Below are 21,101 nucleotides of genomic sequence, written 5' to 3'. Positions count from 1 at the left end.
TTGAACTTAATCACATTTTTGGGTAGCATTCGCGCACTTATCTTTTCGACACTTCGCTATTGCCGCTCTTTTCCATCACTGTTTGGCTACGCAATACACCCGTGTCGGTAAATCCATCTTAAGCATAGCTGAGCAAACATGTTCGAATTCCCACAATTTTCAAAGCACTCTGTAAAGAATGACGTGCTTTCAGGTCTTACAGTAGCCCTAGCTCTGGTACCTGAAGCCGTAGCATTCGCCTTTGTTGCTGGCGTTGACCCAATGGTTGGTCTTTACGCAGCATTCATCGTAGGTTTAATCACTTCTGTCTTCGGCGGTCGTCCAGGTATGATTTCTGGTGCTACCGGTGCAATGGCCGTTGTAATGGTTAGCCTAGTAGCAACCCATGGCGTTCAATACCTATTCGCAGCAGTCATGCTCGCGGGCCTTCTGCAAATTGCGGCGGGTGTATTCAAGTTGGGTAAATTTATCCGTATCGTTCCACACCCAGTAATGATTGGTTTCGTGAACGGTTTGGCAATTGTTATCTTCCTAGCTCAGCTTGGTCAGTTTAAAGCGCCAGACGTAACAGGTGCATTAACTTGGCTACCAAGCGGTCAAATGACACTCATGCTGGGTTTAGTAGCCCTTACAATGGCTATCATCCACTTCCTACCTAAGCTAACAACAGCGGTACCATCTTCACTGGTTGCTATTGTTACAGTAACGGCTTTGGTTGTCGGTCTTGACCTTGAAACTCGAACTGTTGTCGACTTCCTACGTACAATGTCTGGTGACGAAGCTGCAACGCTAGCGGGTTCTCTACCAACGTTCTCTATTCCTGCTGTTCCGTTTTCTTTTGAGACACTACAGATCATCCTACCGTACGCAATTATCCTTGCGGCTATCGGCCTGATCGAGTCTCTACTGACACTGACAGTACTAGATGAAATGACAAACACTCGTGGTCAATCTAACCGTGAATGTGTTGGTCAAGGTATGGCTAACGTAACGTGTTCAGTATTTGGCGCGATGGGTGGTTGTGCGATGATCGGTCAATCGATGATCAACGTAAACTCAGGCGGTCGTGGTCGCCTTTCAGGTATTGTAGCGGCAGTTGCACTACTGATGTTCATCCTGTTCGGTTCTGCACTGATTGAAATGATTCCTCTAGCAGCACTTGTGGGCGTAATGTTCATGGTTGTTATCGGTACATTTGAGTGGGCAACCTTCAAGCTTGCACGTCGCGTTCCTAAGCAAGACTTCTTCGTTATCGTTCTTGTTACCGTAGTAACAGTACTGACTGACCTTGCTGTAGCAGTGGGCGTTGGTGTTGTAGCTTCAGCGCTGATGTTTGCGTGGCAACATGCTAAACACATCTACGCCGACACGTCTGTAAACGCTGAAGGCTCTAAAGAGTACAAAGTTAACGGTCCAATCTTCTTTGGTTCAACGGCTAACTTCCTAGAGTTGTTTGACGCATACAACGATCCACAAGATGTGGTCGTTGATTTCGCAAACTCACGCGTTACCGACCACTCTGCAATTGAAGCGATCGATACGATTGCTGAACGTTACGCGGCATTAGGTAAAACACTTCACCTTCGCCACCTAAGCCAAGACTGTGTTGCTATGCTGCACAAAGCAGGTAGCTTAGTTGAAGCGAACGTTGCAGAAGACCCAATCTACAAAGTAATGTCTAAGTAATCTTAGCTGTAGCTTTAAGTTAGATTTAGAAAGGCCGACATTCAATGTCGGCCTTTTTTATACCTGTCGCTCAGCCCTTAGACTTATAACCCAACGACGTACATTGTTTCCACACTACACTGAACGTAATATCGCTTCGCTAGACTCTTCGATTAAGTCCAACACCAATTCAAAACCATTTCCCTCACCATAATATGGATCGGGGATCTCTTGATATTGTGACTCTCCAAAGCTTAAAAATAACGCTAGCTTGTATTGGAGGTGGGCGGGGCACTGGCTCATTAAGTCGTCTAAATTGTCCCTATCTGCCGCAAGTATCAGGTCAAATTCTTCGAAGTCATGACCAACCACTTTACGAGAAGTAATCCCCTTAAAGCTGTAGCCTCGCTTCTCTCCTGCAGATTTCGAACGCGAGTCTGGCGGGTTGCCTTGATGAAAACCAATCGTCCCTGCAGAGTCAACCACAACGTCAATATCCAGCTGTTGCGCTTTCTTCCTTAGCACCGCTTCACCTGTTGGCGAACGGCAAATATTCCCCATACAAACTACGAGTATCTTTTTCATCCCTAATCACCTGTTCTTCCGATGGTTTTTGCTATCGTTAAGTTAGGCTATGATAGGCGCAATCACAACTTAAAAGGATTTGTTATGTCGACTGAAGACAACAAAGAACAACGCCACAAAGCAAGACAACAGAAAGTAAAAGAACAAGTCGATGCACGTGTGGCTGCTGCCCAAGAAGTCAAAGGCCTATTGTTGGTCATCACGGGTAACGGTAAAGGTAAATCAACATCCGGTTTTGGTACGATTACACGTGCAGTCGGTCATGGTAAAAAGTGTGCCGTCGCTCAGTTTGTTAAAGGCACTTGGGATAACGGCGAAAAGAACGTTCTCCAAAAGCTCGACGTAGAGTTCCAAGTGATGGGTACCGGCTTTACTTGGGAAACTCAAAACAAGGCTCAAGATATCGAAGCCGCACAGCGCGTGTGGAAAGAGTGTCAGCGCATGCTAGCCGATGAGTCGATTGATGTAATTCTGTTTGATGAGCTGACTTACATGGTGAGTTATGGCTACATTGAACTGGATGAAGTGGTACAAGCTCTAAACAACCGTCCGAAAATGCAATCAGTAATCATTACTGGCCGTGGAGCGCACCGCACTTTAACGGACATGGCCGATACCGTGTCTGAAGTTCGTAATGTGAAGCACGCATTCGAATCTGGTGTTAAAGCGCTTCAAGGCGTTGACTGGTAATCACATGCAACCAGAGATCCCCGACTCGGCCACTCTTCCCTCTCGAGGATGACGACCACTAGACTGGCACGCCCTTAAACAAAGGACGAGTACCTGTCGTCATTCCCTAGAACGAGGGCCGAGTGTCATAGGGAATCTCTCGAAAGTATTATAAGCATCCAAAAAAAAGCGCCATTCCTACAACAGGAATGGCGCTTCTTTTATATACGAGTTAGAAACGTTTAGTTAAAGAAACCTTTCAATAAACCATCGACTGCTTCTTTAGTTTTCTCGTCTTTGATCTTGTCCGTTAGCTTGTTCACACCACGGTCAATTTCTTTCTGTGCTTTCTGTTTCAACACATCATCAAAAACAAGTGCGAATTTCGGGTCAGCCCACTGGCCAGTTACCTTAATTGGGATGGTCACATCTTTCAGGTCGTCAATGCTCTTACCGCCCTGACCTTCAAGTGAACCCACAATTGATGTACGTACAAGGAAGTCGACCGTCTCATTGATGAAGTTTGCTTTACCTTGACCTGTCACGCGTAACAGTGGCGACTGTGCTGATAAGTCGTTTGTTGAAACCCAACCTTTGTTGACCTTCAGCGTCGCTTTCATTGCACTGAAGTCCGTTTTTTGAGCTTCATTTGTGCTTTCAACTTTTTCGCCTTTGATCTTCGCGTAATTCTCACGAATCAGTTGAGCTACGTTGATGCCGTTAACTGCACCATCTTCAAAGTTAATCGCGATAGTACCGACTAGGTTTTTCTTGATACCCGTCGGAGTCAGACTCTTACCTTTCACGTTGACATCGATATTACCGGTACCTTCCAGCATATCGTTATCTGCAACATCAACCAGTAACGGCTGAACTTTCACACCTTTGATTTTCTTCTTAGCTGTGTAAGTCGCTGGTGTTTTACGTGCGTCTAACTTAGCTGTCGCAGAAATAGAGCCTTGGTAAAGGTTCGATGTGAATGAGGTAAGCTCTGCGATACCACGGTTAACCGAGAATGCTGTTTTAACATTCTGCATTTTCGCATTGTTCGCCTTAAACTTATCAATCGTGATGTCACCTTTCACATCTAATGTTTTCAGTGCCGACAGATCAGGTTCTACTTCTTTCGCAGGTGCAGAGCTGCCTGAGTTTGACGTTGAACCACCAGCAGACTCAGAGGGAGCCGTGCTCGCCGTTTCTGTTGTATTACCTAAGCCTAAGAACTCATCAAGGTCGATGTTCGGACTATGAAGAGAGAAACGCACCTTTGGTATTTCAGATAGGGTTACGTCTGCTTTACCGTCTAATGCAATAGCGTTAGCTTGTAGCTTCTCTAACACAAAGCTCAGGTGGCTCTTGTTAAGATCAAAGCTTAAGTCAGACAGCATGTCGACTTTCATTGGAGACTGAGGAAGCGTGTCGCCTTTGAATGTTGAGTCTAACGTCAATTTGTTCAACGTTACTTTTGAGATCGCGCTATCAACCGTAAGTTCACCGCCACCTTTAAGATCAAGGTCAAGACCCGCTGCATTACCGATTACAGCGTAAGTCAGTTGGTTGACCTTATCGAACTCAAACGTATTCAAGCCAATTTTTGCTGACTCAATCGACGTCGCTGGATCATTGAACTTAGCGTTTAAATCAATGTTACGAAGTGCGTAACTTGCAAAGCCTTCAGCTAATTTGAATTCGGCACTGCCCTCCGCTAAGAACTTCTGTTGGTTGTTTTCACCAGAAGCCGCAAATGTCGCGGTTGTCCATGTATCAACGGCAAACTCAGAAAGGTTCAAAGACACATCGTATAGCTTAGTGAATGAACCCGCTTGCTTGTCGTCCATTTCAAACAATGCGTTTGAGACAGTTACACCTGCAAGGTTGATCGTCCAAGCAGATGCGTCTGTAGCACTTTGCTCTTGAGGTGCAGGTGTTGATTCAGAACTTGCGCCAGCGACAGGCTCAGACTCTTGAGGCGCTGACGCTTGCGTTAGCGCATCAATGTTCTTACGACCATCTTTAAGCGTTTCTAAGTAAAATTCTGCACCATCTAGAGTAATGTTGCCTATCTCTAGTTGGTTGCTAAATAGCGGAGTAACCGAAACATCAACGCCAACGGTATCAACCTTAAATAGGTTTGGTTGGGTGAACCCTTCAGGGTTACGTAATTCAGTTTGACCAAGTTCGAAGCCAATAGATGGGAAGAATTGCCAGCTGATATCCCCTTCAATCACAAGCTCTAGGCCTGTGTGTTTTTGAGCTTGTTCGACAATTAATGGCTTAAATTGATTGGGATTCACTAACAGCACTAGTGCCAGAATTGCTGCAACGACAACAAACACTGGTACAGCTATGAAAATGAGTAGTTTCTTCATCCGTATATTCCTTGCTTAGATTCCAAAAGAAAGTGGCACTATAAAAGTGCCACTGATTCGGTAAAAAATAAAGCTAAGTGAGTCACTTAGGCAAAATTTTATTCGATTAAGACTTCAACAACTTCGCAATGTGCGCTTTTAGTACATCAATCGCAATACGGTTTTTACCACCACGAGGAACGATGATGTCTGCATGTTGTTTTGAAGGCTCGATAAACTGCATGAACATTGGACGTACTGTTTCTTGGTATTGCTTAAGTACAGTGTCCATTGTACGACCACGCTCTTCTACATCACGCTTAACACGACGTAGTAGACAGATGTCTAATGGTGTATCCATAAACACACTTGCGTGCATTAGTTTACGAAGACGCGGGTCTGTTAGAAGCAGAATACCCTCTAAAATGATCACTTTCTTTGGAGTAAGTGTAGTCGTTTCAGAAGTACGTGTGTGCTCTGTGTAGCTGTATTCAGGAACTTCTACGGCGTTGCCACTCATTAGCTGCTGTAGATGTTCACATAAAAGATCATGATCTAGTGCATTTGGGTGATCGTAGTTAGTTTTAACACGCTCTTCCATACTCAAGTGGCTTTGGTCGCTGTAATAGCAATCTTCCGTGATAACACCAATTTGATGGTCGCCTACTTTTTCGCGCAATTCATTATAAATTGTACTAGCAATCAGACTTTTTCCTGAAGCTGAAGCGCCAGCGATACCTACGATGACACATTGATTATTATCAGACATTAATTTTGCACCCGATATGGTTTGGTGGTGGGAAGAGATAAACCGCCTGATTATAGGGGCTAAAGCACATAGATTCTAGTCGCGATTTTAGCTAATTGCAGTCAAATTGATGATCTCAATACATTTACTTAAAACAATCGTTTGCTTTCAAATAACTTGCCTACAACTATTTGCACAAGCCCAATGGCTATCTGCCCAATCCAACCGTTGTTTATCTAATCCAAACTGTATTTAAACGACCCAGTAATTAACTTGCGCTATTCAACCATAGAGAAGTTAATCGCTTCTGGCCTTGCTTTCCCTGTCCAGAACATTTTCGCAGCCACATTTTCTGCGAGCTCTAGGTAGTGACGTGTATGTTCACTATCAGGACGACGAATCACCGTCGGGCAACCAGCATCGATATCTTCTCGCACGTCAATATGAAGAGGGATTTGGGCCAAGATATCGAGGTAAAACTCTTCTGACATCGCTTCTGCACCACCAGCACCAAAGATATGCTCTTTCTCACCACAGTGACTACAAATATGATAGCTCATGTTTTCAACTAAGCCTGCGACTGGCACACTCACCTTATCAAACATCGCTACGCCTTTACGCGCATCCGCTAATGCCAAATCTTGAGGGGTGGTCACCACTACTGCGCCCGTCACTGGGATCTGTTGCGACAACGTCAGCTGAATATCACCGGTGCCCGGTGGCATGTCGATAACAAGGTAATCCAACTCTGGCCATACAGTTTCATTAACTAGCTGCCCCAAAGCCTTCGCTGCCATAGGGCCACGCCAGATTGCCGCATCGTCTTTCGACACAAGATAGCCAATAGAGTGAGTGAAAATGCCATGAGCCTCGATTGGCATCATCCATTTATTGTTCTGTACTTCTGGTTTTGCGTCTAATTGGCCGAGCATCATAGGCACTGATGGACCATAGATATCTGCATCCAATAAGCCCACTTTTGAACCAGACTTAGATAAAGCAAGCGCAAGGTTTACAGAGGTTGTGGATTTACCTACCCCACCCTTTGCCGACGTCACGGCGATAATGTTCTTAACGCCCTTCAAAGGTGTCGCGACGGTTGTTTCTAACGCAGATGGCTTCACCTTCACTTCAAATTGGAAAGCACTCACAAGCTTTTGCTCAATCTGGGCATTAATCCAATCTTCAAGATCAACAGCAAGCTGATTGGCAGCAAAAGGCAAGGTAATAACAAATGATCCACGCGGATCAACCGATACAATATTTTGGTGTAGCGCCCACTCTGGTATGAGGATTGGTGACTCGAACTCATTCAACCATGAACAGAAATCTTGCTTAGAAGTAAAGTTACGCATTGAGGCTCCTTTTTTTATTTATGCTATCACCCACGAGATGAAGACTGAACCCCTAAAAAACTAGGGGAATCCTTTGTCTGATACCTTGGCGTATCACACGTTATAAAGTAGTATTACCTCTCAAAATTTATACCTATCAAAAAAGCGAATTATTAAGTATGGCAACTGATCCAAGACAACTTTTGGTAACTTGTGCGCTTCCGTACGCTAACGGCTCTATTCACCTTGGCCATATGCTTGAGCATATCCAAGCTGATATCTGGGTTCGATACCAGCGTCTACGTGGCAACACTGTAAACTTCATCTGTGCTGACGATGCTCACGGCACGCCAATTATGCTTAAAGCTCAACAGATGGGTATCACACCAGAAGAGATGATCGCTGCTGTTAGTGAAGAGCACCAAAAAGACTTCGCTGGCTTTGATATCAGCTTTGATAACTACCACAGCACACACAGCGAAGAGAACCGTGAACTGGCTTCTCACATCTACCTAGAACTTAAAAAGAACGGCTTCATTTCTAGCCGTACTATTTCTCAGCTTTTCGACCCTGAGAAAGAGATGTTCCTACCAGACCGCTTCGTAAAAGGTACTTGCCCTAAGTGTAAGTCAGAAGACCAGTATGGTGATAACTGTGATAACTGTGGTGAGACATACAGCCCAACTGAACTGATTAACCCTAAATCGGCGGTTTCTGGCGCAACTCCAGTAATGAAAGACTCTGAGCACTTCTTCTTCGACCTACCTCAGTTCGAAAGCATGCTGAAAGAGTGGACTCGTTCTGGCTCTCTACAGAATGAAACTGCAAACAAAATGCAGGAATGGTTTGAGTCTGGCCTGCAACAGTGGGATATCTCACGTGATGCACCTTACTTTGGCTTTGAAATCCCAGGCGAAAAAGACAAGTTCTTCTACGTATGGCTAGACGCACCTGTTGGCTACATGGCTTCTTTCAAGAACCTATGTGACAAGCGTGACGATCTAAACTTCGACGAATACTGGAAGAAAGACAGCACAACTGAGCTTTACCACTTCATCGGTAAAGACATCGTTTACTTCCACAGCCTATTCTGGCCAGCAATGCTAGACGGCGCAGGTTTCCGCAAGCCAAACAACGTATTCGTACACGGTTACGTGACTGTAAACGGCGCGAAAATGTCTAAGTCAAAAGGTACATTCATCAAAGCAAGCACGTACCTAAACCACCTAGACCCAGAGTGTCTACGTTACTACTACGCAGCTAAGCTAAACAGCCGTATCGATGATTTAGACCTTAACCTTGAAGACTTCACTCAACGTGTAAACGCTGACGTAGTAAACAAGATTGTTAACCTAGCTTCGCGTAACGCTGGCTTCATCACTAAGCGTTTTGAAGGCAAGCTTTCTGCTGAATTTGCCGAACCAGAACTTTACAACGAATTCGTTGCTGCTGCTGAGCGTATCGGTGAGCTATACGAAACTCGAGAGTTCAGCCGCGCTATCCGTGAAATTACTGCACTAGCAGACAAAGCTAACCAGTACATCGATGAGAAAGCACCTTGGGTTCTTGCAAAAGAAGAAGGTAAAGAGAAAGAGCTTCAAGAAGTTTCTTCTGTTGGTATCAACCTATTCCGCGTACTAATGGCTTACCTGAAACCTGTGATGCCTGAGCTTGCGGCTCGCACTGAAGCTTTCCTAAACGAAGAGCTAACGTGGGAAGCGATTGCTACTCCGCTAACTGATCACGAGATCACTAAGTTCAAAGCGCTATTCAGCCGTATTGATCCTAAGAAAGTGGAAGCAATGGTTGAGTCTTCTAAAGAAGATGCAGCCGCTGAAGCAGCAGCGAAAGAAAAAGCAGAAGCTGAAAAAGAGCAAGCAAGCCAAACTGAGTTAGACAAAGAGCCAATCGCAGACGAGATTGAGTTCGATGCCTTTGCTGCAGTAGACATGCGTATTGCTCGTATCATCTCTTGTGAAGAAGTACCAAAAGCGAACAAACTACTGAAGTTCCAACTGGACATCGGTGGTGAGACTCGCCAAGTATTCTCTGGTATCAAATCAGCATACAAACCTGAAGAGCTAGAAGGTAAGCTAACTGTAATGGTAGCAAACCTAAAACCTCGTAAGATGAAGTTTGGTATGTCTGAAGGCATGATCCTAGCCGCGGGCCCTGGCGGCAGCGACCTATGGATCCTTGAGCCACACGAAGGTGCACAACCTGGTATGCGTGTAATGTAATTCTGATTTCAGTCAGATAACAAGCACTCATCGCTAAATCCCTAATGCACTTTTAACTTGAAAGAGTTAATAAGCATTGGGGATTTTTTATATCTACCGAAAATTTACGTTCTCTGTTAGAGTCGCCGTCAACTATGCTATGTAGAGTAGAAATTGGTTTGTCGACGATAATGGACTAACCAACACCTCTTTACTCTAAAACCCTTTTTAGGAATCCCCAGTGACTAACAACGAAATCTTGCGTCGTATTCAACACGCACTAAACCTTAAAAATGCACAAATCATCAAAGCTATCGAACAAGCTGATGTGACCGTTGCTCATGACCAAGTGATTAACTGGCTAAAAGACGACAACGACAAGTCATGCTCTAAGATGAAAGACAAAGAGTTAGCGGTATTCCTAAATGGTTTCATCAACCTTAAGCGTGGCAAAAAAGAGGGCGAGCAACCTAAACCTGAAGTTGCACTGACGAACAACATGATCTTCATGAAGCTTCGTATCGCATTAAACATGAAAGCAGAAGATGTTTTGGATGTACTAGAAGTGGTTGGCATTAGCTTGAGCAAGTACGAAATCGGCGCTTACTTCCGCAAGCCAGAAAACAAAAACTACAAAGTGTGCGAAGACCAACTACTTTGCGATTTTCTAAACGGTGTGCAATTTACCAACCGTCCAGACTCAGAAGAGTTTGCGGGTTAAGTCGCTACTCATAGATAAATTACTCGTCATAGGTAAGTAACTACTCGTAGGTAAATTAATGCCCCACGGGTAATTTTCTAGCAACGACAGATAAATAAAAAGCGGCGAGATAATTGAATTATCTCGCCGCTTTTTCGTTTTCTTTACGTCACTGACTAAACAGGAGCAACAATAGTAAACCTATAGCTTAGCTGTCGTCTTCAGTGAAGTTCGTTGGCAATGTCGTTTTCATTTCATTCCAAACTTGTGCACTTGCAATACCGTAGTTACGAATCACTAATGGCAAAGTTTCGCGCTCACCACTTTCACAGATAATGAACAACTCTTTATAAAAGTCCATCGCTAAACGTCGTGCTTCTGGGTTAGAGAAGTAGTAGCTACCGATACGGTCATACAGTTTACGCACACCGTTAAAGATTAGGCCGTAAATCTGGTTGCCTGAGTGGAATGCCAAACGTTGGAAAAGCATATAATCATAGAAGTTGAAAGTCTTCGCGATTAAGATCGTCTGACGTTTCGCTTCATCTTTTTCTGAATCTTCTTTTACCGCTTGCTTGATCTTGTCAGCGTATGGCGACGATTCTAAGAACTCATCCCAAGTCGGTGCCGCAAGTAGCGCTTCACAAGATTCAATCACGTTGCTGATAGTACGCTCTGAAGCTTCTTTGTTTGCTTTAAATGCATAACGCATAAAGATCGGGCTGATATTAGTACGGGCAGCAAGTAGGTCTTCTACCATTTTGCTTGCGTTATCAACGTCCAACGTCATTAGCGTATCAAGGATATGAAGACCTGAGGTTTCCATAAACTGGTTAACTTTAGTGGGTTTGCCGTGCTGGATTGTCAACCAACCATCACGAGCAAGACGTTGTAGTACTTCACGAAGCGTAGTACGTGTAACACCAATCAGCTCAGAAAGCTCACGCTCTGCGGGCAAGATAGAACCTGGAGGGAAACGGCCATTCCAAATACTTTCAATGATATACTTTTCTGCAAATCCTGCCGGGCTCTTCGCCTTAATGACCATCTACACTTCAATCCAATTTAATTATTCTGTTCTAATTTACTCATCATACCACTAGTTCACACCTAGCGGAAACACCCGCAAAAATTTCACTCCCCCAAAACACAGTAGAGCTAAAGCTCTAAAGTTAGACTCATGTTTCCGCCTAAGGTTTGCAAAGCAAGTCTACATAAATTAGCATTTCAACAAATAATTAACACAATAAATTTTATTTAAAATCAACGACATTAGTCATATTTTCAAAGTTATCAAATTACAAAATTAAGTTGTAATAATCATATATAAACCGTCATTATTCTGTAAATTTCAATCATTTCGCTGAAATATTGATTCTAGTCGGTTTTTATCACATTTTAAGTGGTATGCTTCCGCTACTTTGATCGCGTTTCTCACACAAAAAAGAGCTATTTTAGGTGCTACAGGGCTTTTCCTGTTGACTAAATGTTATCGAAGAGTAGAGTTGCGCTCAAAAATAAGCAGTGCTTGAGTTTCTAAGGGAGTGACTTGGCAAGACCACAGAACATTACATGGAATGTAGTTTTTCTAAGTCACTGTTAGTTATAGTTTTTAACAATTTCTATAGCTCGATTCTCAAAATGTTGTATTGCTTGTCTATTCATAATCAACATAAAAGAGTATTAACATGCCGATGTCTCTCGGAAACGCTTTTATCAAGAACTTCCTTGGTAAAGCTCCTGATTGGTATAAACTTGCCATCATTTCCTTTTTAATCATCAACCCGTTTGTTTTCTTCCTAGTTGACCCATTTGTTGCGGGCTGGCTATTGGTGGTTGAGTTTATTTTCACCCTAGCTATGGCTCTAAAATGCTACCCTCTTCAACCGGGTGGCTTATTGGCAATTCAAGCCGTCGCCATTGGCATGACCAAACCAGAAATGGTTTATCACGAGCTACAAGCAAACCTTCCAGTATTACTCTTACTTGTATTCATGGTTGCTGGTATCTACTTCATGAAAGAACTACTTCTGTTCATTTTCACGAAGATCCTGCTCGGCATCCAATCAAAAATCTTACTCTCTGTCGCTTTCTGTGTCGCTGCAGCGTTTTTGTCTGCCTTCCTAGATGCGCTGACAGTAATCGCTGTAGTTATTAGCGTTGCGGTAGGCTTCTACTCTATCTACCACAAGGTTGCATCGGGCAAAGGCACAACGTCTGCACACGATCATACTCATGATGAAGAGATCTCTGAACTAACTCGTGATGACCTAGAAAACTACCGTGCTTTCCTACGCTCACTGCTTATGCACGCCGGTGTTGGTACTGCACTAGGTGGCGTAATGACCATGGTAGGTGAACCACAAAACTTAGTAATTGCTAAGCAAGCGGGTTGGGAGTTCGGTGAATTTATCATCCGTATGCTGCCAGTAACACTGCCTGTTTTCTTCTGCGGCATTCTAACTTGTGCACTTGTAGAGAGATTCAAAGTGTTTGGTTACGGCGCAGAGCTACCAACGAATGTTCGCCAAATCTTGGTTGAATTTGACAACAAAGAACGTGCAAACCGTACAAAGCAAGACATAGCAAAGCTATGGGTTCAAAGTGCAATCGCAGTTTGGCTGATTGTTGGCCTTGCACTTCACGTTGCTGAAGTAGGTTTAATTGGTCTTTCTGTAATCATCTTAGCAACTGCATTTACAGGTGTTATTGAAGAGCACTCTATGGGTAAAGCCTTTGAAGAAGCTCTGCCATTTACTGCACTTCTTGCCGTTTTCTTCGCGGTTGTTGCTGTAATCATCGACCAAGCTTTATTTAAGCCAGTAATCGATGCAGTACTTCACGTTGAAGATAAAGGTGCACAACTCGCTCTCTTCTATGTTGCCAACGGTATTCTATCGATGGTTTCAGATAACGTATTCGTCGGTACGGTTTACATCAACGAAGTGAAAACTGCATTAGTAGAAGGCATCATCACTCGTGACCAGTTCGACCTACTTGCTGTTGCTATCAACACAGGTACTAACCTACCTTCTGTTGCTACGCCAAACGGCCAGGCTGCATTCCTATTCCTATTAACATCAGCACTTGCTCCGTTAATTCGACTGTCTTACGGCCGCATGGTTATCATGGCACTGCCATACACCATCGTATTAGCACTGGTTGGCCTTGCAGGTATCGTGTTCTTCGTAGAGCCAATGACAGCATGGTTCTACGACGCAGGTTGGATCATTCAACGCACTGGTGAAGTCGTTGCTCCAGTTATCTCTGGTGGTCACTAAGCTAAACACTGTGTCGCAAACCAAAATAACTATAACTAACTAATCAAAAATATTAGTTGATTAGGAAACTTATCCAAGATAAAAAGCTCTGAGTAATCAGGGCTTTTTTATTTTATAGACGGGATTAAATTCGTGAACTTTTTAGCAATGATCAAAGACTTCTCTAAGGGACGTTTATCTTGGCTTTTACTGCTGGCTTTTATTGTCTTTTTTGAGGCATGTGCTCTCTTCTTTCAACACGTGATGATGCTTGGCCCTTGCGTAATGTGCATCTATGAGCGTGTTGCGATGCTTGCTATCGGTGTTGCAGCCATGATTGGTGCTATTTCCCCGAATAACCCAATATCACGTTGGTTAGGCCTTGCTGGCTGGGGATTTGGCGCATACAAAGGTTTGACGTTGGCTTTAGAGCACGTTGACTACCAGTTTAATCCGTCTCCTTTTGCTACTTGTGACCTGTTCGTGACCTTCCCAAGTTGGGCACCTTTAAACCAATGGGCTCCGTGGATGTTTGAAGCTTACGGCGACTGTAGCAAGGTTGTGTGGCAGTTCTTAGAACTTTCGATGCCACAATGGCTTGTGATTATCTTCGCGGGTAACTTAGTTGCTTTCGGTTTTGTAGCGCTTTCTCAATTCGTTAAATCAAAAAATGACTAACAATTAGCTCATCATCTTCAGAAACAAAAAAGTCGACCCAAAGGTCGACTTTTTATTACTTAAACTTTTTATCACTTAAAGAAAGTCTGTTACTCAACAAGCCGTGATTAGCTGTTTTTACCACAGCATTGTTTAAACTTCTTGCCGCTTTCACAAGGACAAAGGTCGTTTCGACCAATATCTTTAAACGGGTTCACGCTCTGGGACTTATTGCCCAACATAGCTTCATCCGCTGCCATTGCCACTTCTGAGATCATCAGATCGACCTGGCCCACTAAATCAGCAAGCGATGGTGGGTTTTGAAGGCCAGCCGCAACCATTTGTTGTTGAGTTTGCTCTTCATCAATCGCGAGCATTAATGTAGTCAGCAGAGCTTGCAACATGCGCAGAGTGCCGTCCGCAACCGTAATGCTTTGCCACTGCTCTTCCACTGTCGGCCAAACCATCATAAAACCTTCCGAAAAATCTGCGAACTGCTCATTGAAGTCGCCTTCTGCAAACACATCAGTCAGTAAGTATTCACTACGCTGAATCAGATTGTGCTGGCGGTTAATCTGTTCCGTCACTAATGTTACAAGCTCTTTGCCCGCTTCAGGTGCTACGATAGCAATCCATTCTTCAGGATCGAGTGGCTTGGTCGCTAAGTTAGACGCAAGGATTGCACCTTCAATAAACTGCGGCGTAATGTCTGAAATAGATTCTGGTAGGCTTAATAATTGGTATGTCATGAAAGCTCTGGATATTTGTGCATTTTCGATATTATAACGCCATACACCCCAAGATGTCGCTATTAAGAGACGAAACCATCATTAGGGTAGGCATACCACACTCATAGTGACAATCCTGTAAGCAAACCGTACAATCACGCCTCGATTTTTCGGTTCACTCAGTTTAGGTAAAGCAACATGCGCGTAATACTTGGCCCTATGGAGGGCGTTCTAGACCACCTAATGCGTGAAATTCTCACAGAGATAAATGATTACGATCTCTGTGTGACAGAGTTTGTTCGCGTCGTGGATCAACTTCTTCCTCCGCATGTGTTCCACCGTATTTGCCCAGAGCTGCACCAAGGTTCTCAGACCATGGCTGGTGTGCCAATCCATCTTCAACTTCTAGGTCAACACCCAAATTGGATGGCCGAGAATGCTTTTCAAGCTGCTAGCTTAGGCGCTAAAGGCATCGATCTTAATTTTGGTTGCCCAGCAAAGGCGGTAAACAAAAGTAATGGTGGCGCTTCATTGCTAAAAGAACCAGAACTCATCTATCAAGTGGTGAAATCTTGTCGAGAAGCGGTACCTGCACACATTCCTGTATCCGCAAAGATCCGATTAGGTTGGGAGCATCCGGAAGAGTGCTTTGAAATTGTCGACGCCATCGAACAAGCTAAAGCTGACGAACTCACCGTGCACGCAAGAACCAAAGTTGGCGGCTATAAAGCCAGCGAAATTAAATGGGATTACATCAATCAAATAAGAGAGAAAACATCTCTACCATTGATTGCTAATGGGGAAATCTGGAACTATCAAGATGGTCAAGATTGCATAGAAGCAACAGGCGTCGATTCATTGATGGTCTGCCGTGGTGCTTTCAATATTCCAAACCTTGGTAACGTCGTTAAGCACAACCACCAGAAAATGCCGTGGGATAAAGTCATTGAACTTTTGCTGCGCTATTCAGAGTTTCAAATTAAAGGGGACAAAGGTATGTACTACCCCAATAGAGTGAAGCAGTGGTTTGTTTATTTAAGTAAAGGCTACCCTGAAGCGAACGAACTATTTAAAGAAATTCGCACTTTCAAGAAGGCGCCGCCGATTGTAGAACGTCTTCAACGTTATCAAGAAGAACGCCGTCAACCTGTTTAAGACGAAGCACTTAATGATTTAACAACGTGGCTAAAATTCGAGACGATCTTTACCCGTCGTCTTAGCCACGTACAGCTTTTCATCGGCGTACTTAAATATCTCATCGAAGTTAAGCTTACTTTGCTCAGTTTCAACAATGCAGACACCGCCAGATACCGTAAATCCATTTGGAATAATGTCGGCTGAAGTGGAACAAATCGCATTCTTCACCCGCTCTAAAGTTCTCATCAAAGTTTCACGATCTTCGCCTTTCATATAAACGACAAACTCTTCACCGCCAAATCGTGCTGCTACGTCACTGCTTCGTACACTGTTACCTATCTGACGTGACATATAACGAATCACATCATCACCCTTGTCGTGGCCGTAGGTGTCGTTAATTGACTTAAAATCATCGATATCAAATACAGTTAAGGCAAACAATTGATCGTGCTCTACGCTGCGCCAGAATGCTTCTAAGCCGCGACGATTCAATAAACCTGTCATTGGGTCTTTGGCCGCGAGATCTTTGAAGTAACCACGTTCAATATTGGAATTGACGTAGAAAAAGATAGTTACAGAGAACAGATAGACAATGATGGCAACAATAAGACTGTCTTTCTCATAAACGAAAAAGTGCTCAACCTCTTTCTCGATGTCTAACTCGTAATACATCGCATGGTGAGACGCGACACCATCTAGTTTGATCTCATGGTAGAAAGCTGCAGAATCTATCGGGGTAGCTAAAGTGGTGTCAATAATATCGATCCGACCTGCTAGATGTTGGTTCGAATTAGCAAGCAGCCTGCCAACATTAATATCCACCGACAGCATCCCTTGGTGAACGCCTTTATGGAATACAGGGATCGTCATACTAATTATACGGTCAAGGGAATCAAAACGATAACCAGGGCCTGAAAGGGTGAGTTGGTCAGGGTTGTTGGCTGTTTTCTGCCAGTAAGGACGACTCTTTATAGTCGAGAGCAGCTCTTTGCTCAGCCCTTTGGCAAAATCTTCTGGTGAAGAGATCACATAGCCGCTCGTATCAATAAAGTGCACGCCGTCATGGTATTCATCAAGCTGGGATAAAAATGAAAGAATAGGAGCTAACGCTATTTTTTCTGACGCGCTCTTATAACTATCACTGCTTTCAGAACAAAGAGACTCTTGACCGATTAGCATATAGTCGATATCGACAGAAGGAATGTCTGAAGTTTTACCATCTGCGAGGAGTAACACATCAATAGGCCAGATTTGGCAAAGCCCATCCACAACTTGTTTGTTGTGATCGAGAAAGAGAGGGTTTCCAGATTTGTAGTAGTTGGAGAAGCTGTAGTCTAGGGCAGTCACCACTTTTGTGGTTCTTTTGAACACATCTTCAATACGATGAAACTCACTACTGATATCTTTTTCTACCGCGTCAAAATGATTCTTTCCTATTAGGCCAAGTAACATCGCGGCGATCACTGCGGGAAACCCGAAGACAAAGGTAAGGCTAAAGTGCCTATTTACTTTCATATAGTGTGCTCTTAGCGTTCAGCTATTTTCATTTGCCCCATTAATATTATTACATTAATCGGCAATTCGCTCGACGTAAAATAATGTAAATTGATATTAACAACGCACCTGACGGTAAAATAACCGCTTACAAATGAATAAAATAGAGAAGCGCGAACATATAGAGCAGGTTAGTTCTTTTTATCTGAGCCCATTCCTATGCTGTTAATAATATGACTTATGACCTATTAGTTCACCTAACACCAAACTCAATTCACCGGCTAACGATTGCACGATCAATCACAGACTGAGGCACTGTCACGCCAAGCTCACGAGCAGCTTCTAAATTCACCACCAACTGAGAACTCTGCGCAGTTTTGACACTTAGCTTCCCGGGCTTCTGTCCGTTCAGAATGGCAGCCACATAGTCTGCGGTTTGTACACCAACGTCATAGTAATCTAAGCCTAAACCTGCAATCGCGCCCTTTCCGACATAAGATGTGGCACCTGCGACGACGGGTGTATCCGTTTGGTTAGCCGCGTTGATAAGACCTTCCATGCCGCTCGCAACAGTATTGTCCGTTAAGGCGTAGATAACATCCGATTTCTTTGCCACTGACTCTGCTTTTGATTCCACATCATCAATGGTGAGTGCTCTTTCTGTGTAAAGAGTAAAACCAAAGTCTCGCGTCGCTTTCTTTAACAGCCCAACCAAGGCAACTGCATTTGCCTCTGCAGGGTTGTACACCACACCAATTGAATTAGCTTCAGGAAGCAGTTCTTTGATTAATGACACATGTTGAGTGATCGGAGATAAATCAGAAAGTCCCGTAACATTGCGCCCCGGCTTTTCCAGTTGTTTGACTAGCCTAGCGCCGATAGGATCGGTAACCGCAGTAAACACGATAGGAATAGAGCGAGTCGCTGAAACTAGGGCTTGTGAAGTCGGTGTTGCAATACCAACCAATACATGAGGATTTTCACTGACAAGCTCTCTGGCAATTTTGGCGGCTTGCGCTGGATTTCCGTCCGCCATTTCATAAGAAAACTCTAAGTTCTTACCGGGTTCATAACCTTTAGCTCTTAATCCTTCAAGAAGCCCTAGACGTGTTGCATTCAAATCTGGATGGTCTACGACCTGTGACACCGATACCTTGGCAATATTTGCTACCGCACTACTAGCCCACAACAACAGACAACCACTCAACGCCGTCGTTAATACTTTTCTTACAAAACCCATCAATACTTCCTTCATCAAGCGCTCATTGTTATTGCTCGCTCTAGAGAGAAAACAACATTAAACTCACTATTGACATTATTACCAGTAAGCTTTGATGACTTGAAGTGATATTTAACAAAAACACAACAAAGCTCGAATTATGCGTCAAAAGGCTAGTTGGGTTGAATCCGCAGGTAAGAAACGAAGTGAATAACAAGAGGTAATTGAAACGATCAACAAAGAGTAAGATGAACCAACAGGATCAAGAGGAACTAATCTGAGAACATGCCATCACAATGTACAGCTGTTCTCAGAAGATAGGGAGAAGTGAGGTTTTCTTAGAACCAGCGTTCCATTGAAGATTTGTCTAACTGACGAAATGCACGATTCAGAATGATCGCCAATTCCTTATAACGAGGGCGTGGCTTCATTGGCTCTAACGCAAATCCCGTTTCAGTGATCTTCTCGTGCAGTTCGCGATACCAGGATACTAACGCTGGCGGAAGTTGTGTATTTGAGCGGTTACCTAACCACCACATGCCTTGAAGCGGCAAACTAATAGCAAACAAAGCCATAACCACAGCTTGTGGCATCGCTTGATAATTATTAAAGGCCATTTGCGTAAGAACGCTGATAGCAGCTATCGCGGGCATCACCTTAACACCAAAGCGCGTCGCTTTAATGATGCGTTGCTCAGGGAAAATAGCGTTTAACTCTTTTCGAACAGGCCAGAGATCCATGTACTTTTGGCCATCTTTTAAACTGCTCGCTAAACCAACTCTATTGCTCATATGAGTCTCCCATTAAAAAAAAGTTGAAACCATCAACTAAAAACACAAAAATTTGACGAAAAATAATATTCTTTCAAATTTTTTTGTTATATTTGCACAATATCGCTATTATTTGCAGACCTCAATCTCATTGTTGCCCTTATTTACAATTTAAGCAACTTTGAGAAGACTTCTGCAAGGAATGCACAAGCCTCTTTTTTTGAAAAAGTGCGCTTTCACTTTATACGGAAATTAACGTTTTTTTGACCAAGGTTAGTACGCAAGCTACCGTGCTTCGTCTATTCTTGAGATTAATTTTCATCCTTAACTGATTTCGATCAGAAAAATTAACAGGTAGTCATTAATGTCTAAGCTAGTTTTAGTTTTAAACTGTGGTAGTTCTTCTCTTAAATTCGCTGTGGTTGATGCAGAAACAGGTGCTGAGCACCTAACTGGTCTTGCTGAGTGTCTGGGTCTTCCAGAAGCTCGTATGAAGTGGAAACTTGATGGCAAGCATGAAGCACAACTAGGCGCGGGCGCAGCTCACGTAGAAGCACTATCTTTCATGGTAGAAACTATTCTTGCTTCTAAGCCTGAGCTTAAAGCTAACCTTGGCGCTATCGGTCACCGTATCGTACACGGCGGCGAGCAGTTCACTTCTTCTGCACTTATCACTGATGAAGTACTTAAGGGTATTCAAGACGCTGCGACTTTCGCACCTCTTCACAACCCAGCTCACCTTATCGGTATCGAAGCGGCTCAACAGAACTTCCCTGGTCTACAAAACGTTGCTGTATTTGACACTGCGTTCCACCAAACAATGCCTTCTGAGTCTTACCTATACGCTCTACCGTACAACCTGTACAAAGAGCACGGCATCCGTCGTTACGGCATGCACGGTACTTCTCACCTATTCATCACTCGTGAAGTTGCAGGTCTACTAAACAAGCCAGTTGAAGAAGTTAACATCATCAACTGTCACCTAGGTAACGGCGCTTCTGTATGTGCTATCAAGAACGGTCAATCTGTAGATACTTCTATGGGTCTTACTCCTCTTGAAGGTCTTGTAATGGGTACTCGTTGTGGTGACCTAGATCCTGCGATCATCTTCCACCTACACGACGCTCTTGGTTACTCTGTTGAAGAAATCAACAACATGCTAACTAAAGAGTCTGGTCTTGCTGGTCTAACTGAAGTGACTTCTGACTGTCGTTTCGTTGAAGACAACTACGGTGAGAAAGAAGAAGCAACTCGTGCAATGGACGTGTTCTGTCACCGTCTAGCTAAGTACGTTGCTGGTTACACTGCAACTCTAGAAGGTCGTCTAGACGCAATCACTTTCACTGGCGGCATCGGCGAGAACTCTGGCCCAATCCGTGAAATGGTTCTTAACCGCCTAGGCATCTTCGGCATCGAAGTTGACGGTGAAGCTAACCTTAAAGCTCGTTTCGGCGGCGAAGGTACTATCACTACAGCTAACAGCCGTATCCCTGCAATGGTTATCTCTACTAACGAAGAGCTAGTAATTGCTGAAGACACTGCGAAACTAGCAGGTCTTTAATTGATTT

17 protein-coding genes are annotated in these 21,101 nt (G+C 43.8%); 8 read left to right on the top strand and 9 right to left on the bottom strand.

The features are described 5' to 3' along the window. The first annotated feature begins 138 nt into the window (after positions 1-138). Positions 139-1,686, top strand: coding sequence for a SulP family inorganic anion transporter (locus tag CWO08_RS13915; RefSeq protein ID WP_060982310.1), 1,548 nt, complete (start codon positions 139-141; stop codon positions 1,684-1,686). Positions 1,687-1,800: 114 nt separating this feature from the next. Here the strand turns inward: CWO08_RS13915 and CWO08_RS13910 are convergent, their stop codons facing one another. After that, on the bottom strand, positions 1,801-2,250 hold the full coding sequence (locus tag CWO08_RS13910) for a low molecular weight protein-tyrosine-phosphatase (protein WP_102432558.1): 450 nt from the start codon (positions 2,248-2,250) through the stop codon (positions 1,801-1,803). 84 nt (positions 2,251-2,334) lie between these two features. On the opposite strand from CWO08_RS13910, the gene cobO reads away from it, so the two are divergent. Then, complete coding sequence (gene cobO, locus CWO08_RS13905; RefSeq protein ID WP_048659722.1) at positions 2,335-2,940, top strand: cob(I)yrinic acid a,c-diamide adenosyltransferase; 606 nt, start codon at positions 2,335-2,337, stop codon at positions 2,938-2,940. A gap of 221 nt (positions 2,941-3,161) precedes the next feature. Here the strand turns inward: cobO and CWO08_RS13900 are convergent, their stop codons facing one another. The 3 genes from CWO08_RS13900 to apbC form a co-directional block, all read right to left on the bottom strand. Next, positions 3,162-5,288: an AsmA family protein gene (locus tag CWO08_RS13900; protein ID WP_102479579.1), complete on the bottom strand. Its 2,127-nt coding sequence runs from the start codon at positions 5,286-5,288 to the stop codon at positions 3,162-3,164. Positions 5,289-5,394: 106 nt separating this feature from the next. Next, positions 5,395-6,036, bottom strand: a complete 642-nt coding sequence (gene udk / locus CWO08_RS13895) for a uridine kinase (RefSeq protein ID WP_004734002.1) — start codon at positions 6,034-6,036, stop codon at positions 5,395-5,397. 257 nt (positions 6,037-6,293) lie between these two features. Continuing rightward, on the bottom strand, positions 6,294-7,370 hold the full coding sequence (gene apbC, locus CWO08_RS13890) for an iron-sulfur cluster carrier protein ApbC (RefSeq protein WP_048659724.1): 1,077 nt from the start codon (positions 7,368-7,370) through the stop codon (positions 6,294-6,296). 158 nt (positions 7,371-7,528) lie between these two features. Between apbC and metG the strand changes: the two genes are divergently transcribed. Together metG and CWO08_RS13880 are read left to right on the top strand one after the other, a co-directional pair. Beyond that, positions 7,529-9,589 carry a methionine--tRNA ligase gene (gene metG / locus CWO08_RS13885; protein ID WP_060982307.1) on the top strand — a complete coding sequence of 687 codons (2,061 nt, stop codon included), beginning with the start codon at positions 7,529-7,531 and terminating at the stop codon, positions 9,587-9,589. A 220-nt stretch (positions 9,590-9,809) separates the two neighbouring features. After that, positions 9,810-10,289 (top strand): DUF1456 family protein, encoded by a 480-nt coding sequence (locus tag CWO08_RS13880; protein ID WP_010437231.1) that lies wholly within the window; start codon positions 9,810-9,812, stop codon positions 10,287-10,289. Positions 10,290-10,476: 187 nt separating this feature from the next. On the opposite strand, the gene fadR is transcribed toward CWO08_RS13880, so the two are convergent. Then, the gene (gene fadR / locus CWO08_RS13875) at positions 10,477-11,316 is read right to left on the bottom strand and encodes a fatty acid metabolism transcriptional regulator FadR (RefSeq protein ID WP_017062161.1); all 840 of its coding nucleotides are present in this window, start codon (positions 11,314-11,316) and stop codon (positions 10,477-10,479) included. Between the two features lie 640 nt (positions 11,317-11,956). On the opposite strand from fadR, the gene nhaB reads away from it, so the two are divergent. Then, a complete protein-coding gene (nhaB, locus tag CWO08_RS13870) occupies positions 11,957-13,549 on the top strand; it encodes a Na(+)/H(+) antiporter NhaB (protein ID WP_108020645.1) in 1,593 nt (530 codons plus the stop codon). Positions 13,550-13,681: 132 nt separating this feature from the next. Next, positions 13,682-14,206 carry a disulfide bond formation protein DsbB gene (gene dsbB, locus CWO08_RS13865; RefSeq protein ID WP_230682264.1) on the top strand — a complete coding sequence of 175 codons (525 nt, stop codon included), beginning with the start codon at positions 13,682-13,684 and terminating at the stop codon, positions 14,204-14,206. 107 nt (positions 14,207-14,313) lie between these two features. Here dsbB and CWO08_RS13860 read toward each other — a convergent pair whose 3' ends face one another. After that, the gene (locus CWO08_RS13860; protein WP_108020644.1) at positions 14,314-14,934 is read right to left on the bottom strand and encodes a YecA family protein; all 621 of its coding nucleotides are present in this window, start codon (positions 14,932-14,934) and stop codon (positions 14,314-14,316) included. Between the two features lie 177 nt (positions 14,935-15,111). On the opposite strand from CWO08_RS13860, the gene dusC reads away from it, so the two are divergent. Continuing rightward, positions 15,112-16,068: a tRNA dihydrouridine(16) synthase DusC gene (gene dusC, locus CWO08_RS13855; RefSeq protein ID WP_048659728.1), complete on the top strand. Its 957-nt coding sequence runs from the start codon at positions 15,112-15,114 to the stop codon at positions 16,066-16,068. Positions 16,069-16,098: 30 nt separating this feature from the next. Here dusC and CWO08_RS13850 read toward each other — a convergent pair whose 3' ends face one another. From CWO08_RS13850 to yfbV, 3 genes are all read right to left on the bottom strand, one after another. Further along, complete coding sequence (locus tag CWO08_RS13850) at positions 16,099-17,565, bottom strand: sensor domain-containing diguanylate cyclase (RefSeq protein ID WP_108020643.1); 1,467 nt, start codon at positions 17,563-17,565, stop codon at positions 16,099-16,101. 253 nt (positions 17,566-17,818) lie between these two features. Further along, the gene (locus CWO08_RS13845) at positions 17,819-18,784 is read right to left on the bottom strand and encodes an ABC transporter substrate binding protein (protein WP_048659730.1); all 966 of its coding nucleotides are present in this window, start codon (positions 18,782-18,784) and stop codon (positions 17,819-17,821) included. 317 nt (positions 18,785-19,101) lie between these two features. Next, a complete protein-coding gene (gene yfbV, locus CWO08_RS13840; protein WP_048662069.1) occupies positions 19,102-19,554 on the bottom strand; it encodes a terminus macrodomain insulation protein YfbV in 453 nt (150 codons plus the stop codon). 343 nt (positions 19,555-19,897) lie between these two features. Between yfbV and CWO08_RS13835 the strand changes: the two genes are divergently transcribed. Continuing rightward, entirely contained in the window at positions 19,898-21,094 is a 1,197-nt protein-coding gene (locus CWO08_RS13835) for an acetate kinase (RefSeq protein WP_017107306.1), read from the top strand. The last annotated feature ends 7 nt before the right edge of the window (positions 21,095-21,101 follow it).

Origin of the sequence: Vibrio sp. 10N.286.48.B8, assembly GCF_003050085.1 — a bacterium.
In the GTDB taxonomy this organism is placed as follows: Bacteria; Pseudomonadota; Gammaproteobacteria; order Enterobacterales; family Vibrionaceae; genus Vibrio; species Vibrio crassostreae.
This window is presented reverse-complemented; position numbering and strand designations above follow the sequence as displayed.

Bases quoted from the DNA above. Each gene is read 5' to 3' on its own strand.
- CWO08_RS13915 (WP_060982310.1), top strand. From the start codon at position 139: ATGTTCGAATTCCCACAATTTTCAAAGCACTCTGTAAAGAATGACGTG.
- CWO08_RS13910 (WP_102432558.1), bottom strand. From the start codon at position 2,250: ATGAAAAAGATACTCGTAGTTTGTATGGGGAATATTTGCCGTTCGCCA.
- cobO (WP_048659722.1), top strand. From the start codon at position 2,335: ATGTCGACTGAAGACAACAAAGAACAACGCCACAAAGCAAGACAACAG.
- CWO08_RS13900 (WP_102479579.1), bottom strand. From the start codon at position 5,288: ATGAAGAAACTACTCATTTTCATAGCTGTACCAGTGTTTGTTGTCGTT.
- udk (WP_004734002.1), bottom strand. From the start codon at position 6,036: ATGTCTGATAATAATCAATGTGTCATCGTAGGTATCGCTGGCGCTTCA.
- apbC (WP_048659724.1), bottom strand. From the start codon at position 7,370: ATGCGTAACTTTACTTCTAAGCAAGATTTCTGTTCATGGTTGAATGAG.
- metG (WP_060982307.1), top strand. From the start codon at position 7,529: ATGGCAACTGATCCAAGACAACTTTTGGTAACTTGTGCGCTTCCGTAC.
- fadR (WP_017062161.1), bottom strand. From the start codon at position 11,316: ATGGTCATTAAGGCGAAGAGCCCGGCAGGATTTGCAGAAAAGTATATC.
- nhaB (WP_108020645.1), top strand. From the start codon at position 11,957: ATGCCGATGTCTCTCGGAAACGCTTTTATCAAGAACTTCCTTGGTAAA.
- CWO08_RS13860 (WP_108020644.1), bottom strand. From the start codon at position 14,934: ATGACATACCAATTATTAAGCCTACCAGAATCTATTTCAGACATTACG.
- dusC (WP_048659728.1), top strand. From the start codon at position 15,112: ATGCGCGTAATACTTGGCCCTATGGAGGGCGTTCTAGACCACCTAATG.
- CWO08_RS13850 (WP_108020643.1), bottom strand. From the start codon at position 17,565: ATGAAAGTAAATAGGCACTTTAGCCTTACCTTTGTCTTCGGGTTTCCC.
- CWO08_RS13845 (WP_048659730.1), bottom strand. From the start codon at position 18,784: ATGGGTTTTGTAAGAAAAGTATTAACGACGGCGTTGAGTGGTTGTCTG.
- yfbV (WP_048662069.1), bottom strand. From the start codon at position 19,554: ATGAGCAATAGAGTTGGTTTAGCGAGCAGTTTAAAAGATGGCCAAAAG.
- CWO08_RS13835 (WP_017107306.1), top strand. From the start codon at position 19,898: ATGTCTAAGCTAGTTTTAGTTTTAAACTGTGGTAGTTCTTCTCTTAAA.